This window comes from Pontibacter sp. BAB1700 (genome assembly GCF_000277005.1).
In the GTDB taxonomy this organism is placed as follows: Bacteria; Bacteroidota; Bacteroidia; order Cytophagales; family Hymenobacteraceae; genus Pontibacter; species Pontibacter lucknowensis.
On record NZ_AKIS01000188.1, the window covers coordinates 1 to 1,935 of the forward strand.

Sequence of the window (1,935 nt, forward strand, 5' to 3'; positions counted from 1 at the left end):
TGGTGTGGAAGGACAGTGAGGGCAACACTGTGACAGAAACAGGCGAACTCGCTGTAGGCGAGCACACCTTTACTGCAACAGTGACCAGACCTTACGCCAATACTGACAGTGAGAGCTGCGACAGCGAAACAACGCTCACCATCACCATCCTCGAGGCTCCAGATTTAACGAATCATGAAGTTGACTACTGCGAGGATGAAATGACAGGTGTATTGTTGAGCAGCTTTAATGAATCAATTGGTGCAGGTGAAGATGATGTAGTAGTATGGTATAGTGATGCTGACCGTACAGAAGTAATTACAGAGTTTGAAAGCCTTATGATAGGTGAGCATACTTTCTATGCTACTGTTACAAGAGCTTACACCGAAACTGACAGCGAAAGTTGCGATAGTGAGGCAACACTTACTGTAAATGTGGAAGCTTGTAGTAGAATCCAATTGACGAAACTAACCGACGGACAAGTAGATGAGACTAAAGACTGGAACTTTAAGCTATATGAAGTAGTAAATGGGTCGGATGAGCTTATAGCTGATGAAAGCACTTTAGGTGACGATGATGGAGTTTTGTTTGATGGAGAGTCGATTGTGCTAAGCAGATACAAAATCTACAAAATCTGTGAAACAAATGTTGGTGTTGGCTTTAAGGTTTATATTAAGTACAAAGTTGGAGAAGGTTGGGTAAATGTTGAAGTGTTCAATCCAGATGCTGGAAATGGTTCTTTTGAGAGTGGCGAGGCATTGGGCAACTACTGCTTCTACATAGGAGGAGCAAATGGGTTAGCACTTCCTCCAAATATTTATGGTAGCTCAGATATAGCTTATCTCTTCATCGAAATTGATAACGTAACACCTCCTGGAGGCGATGCCCGCACACCAGGCTACTGGAAAAACTGGAGCTCTTGTTCTGGAGGTGGACAATTTACTAATGTGGTAAATGCGAGAGCTAATGGCGGTGAAAAAGCTGACTTCTGGTTACTCGATGACTATGTTGGTAATGCTTTAGGGGAAGGTATGAAAACCATACGTTATGGGCTAATCCTACATCTGGTCCAGTTTGTTCTAGTTTCTCTAGCTTTATACTTAATAGCTGTGAACAGGCGCGTTTAATTTTGGATGAGCGTCAGAATGATGGAGCTGTAGCAAAACCAAAGTTCACTAAAATGGCGAGTGACGGCGCTTACAAGTTAGCGAAACATCTGTTAACGTATCAGTTGAATGTCGCTGATTCTAAGACCTATTCATGTGCTCTGGCAGCAGCGGCTGCTACAGAGGCACAAGCTTTATTAGCAAAATATTGCTTTAATGGTACAGCTAGTAGCTACTTGCCTAGTAACTCTAAGAATGCAGGAATTAAAGCAGACTACGCTAGAGCAATTGAGTTAGCTAAGATCTTTGACCGATACAATAATAATATTATTACTGAATCAGAATGCGAAGCATCAATGACAGCAACTTCAACCACCTCCCTAGAGGGCCTCGACCTTGCTGAATCCGACCAACTCCGCGCCTATCCGACTCCGTTCACCGACAAGGCGGTGATCGAGTTCCGCGTGGCCCAGGACGAGAGCTACAGCATGCGCCTCTACGACATGCGCGGCGCCTGGTGCGTGAGCTGAAGTCTGGCGAGGCGAGGGCTGGCGTGGTGAACACCGTGGAGGTTGACGGCGGCGGACTGCCAGAGGGCCTCTACATCGCCCGCATGGTGAGCACCTCTGGGACCAAGACCGTGAAACTGCTCAAGAAAGAATAACAGTAGGAGGCTGTTACACAAGGCTGCCGCCAGCGGGTGCTCTACCTGCTGGCGGCGGTTTTTTTATGCATTAGTATGATGCAATGCGAGCCATCCTGTTTTACCACACTCTCCCCAAACTCTGTCTATAAAATCATTCACCCTTCAAATACATCTATTCACCCCTATATTTATATATAATACAAA

The 1,935-nt window shown here is 45.4% G+C and carries 3 protein-coding genes; all 3 read left to right on the forward strand.

Going from position 1 to position 1,935, the window contains the following annotated elements; translation table 11 throughout:
• Positions 1–1,106, forward strand: a 1,106-nt coding sequence (locus O71_RS18820; RefSeq protein WP_040574803.1) for a hypothetical protein, incomplete at its 5' end; no start/stop codon positions are given.
• Between the two features lie 2 nt (positions 1,107–1,108).
• The gene (locus tag O71_RS18825) at positions 1,109–1,615 is read left to right on the forward strand and encodes a hypothetical protein (protein ID WP_007660151.1); all 507 of its coding nucleotides are present in this window, start codon (positions 1,109–1,111) and stop codon (positions 1,613–1,615) included.
• Positions 1,603–1,749, forward strand: coding sequence for a T9SS type A sorting domain-containing protein (locus tag O71_RS24090; protein ID WP_155801015.1), 147 nt, complete (start codon positions 1,603–1,605; stop codon positions 1,747–1,749). The genes O71_RS18825 and O71_RS24090 overlap by 13 nt, the downstream gene beginning before the upstream one ends.
• The last annotated feature ends 186 nt before the right edge of the window (positions 1,750–1,935 follow it).